Genomic DNA, 258 nt, shown 5'->3' with positions numbered 1-258 from the left:
AAGGGCACGGCACGGGCACGGTACTCGGCGATCCGATCGAGGCGCAGGCGCTGATCGCCACCTACGGGCAGGACCGGCCCGAGGACCGGCCGTTGTGGCTGGGGTCGTTGAAGTCGAACATCGGTCACACGCAGGCGGCGGCGGGGGTGGCTGGTGTGATCAAGATGGTGGAGGCGCTGCGGCACGGGGTCATGCCGCCCACGCTGCATGTCGATGCCCCGTCGGCGAAGGTGGACTGGACGGCGGGCGCGGTCGAGC

General features: G+C 70.9%; 1 protein-coding gene. It reads left to right on the top strand.

Going from position 1 to position 258, the window contains the following annotated elements:
- Positions 1–258: hypothetical protein (locus QQM72_RS40770; RefSeq protein WP_399080458.1), on the top strand; the 258-nt coding region annotated here is incomplete at both ends.

This window comes from Streptomyces zaehneri (assembly GCF_032248645.1).
Lineage (GTDB): Bacteria > Actinomycetota > Actinomycetes > Streptomycetales > Streptomycetaceae > Streptomyces > Streptomyces coriariae.
Note: the sequence above shows the minus strand (reverse complement) of the source record. Positions and strands in the feature narration are given on the sequence as shown.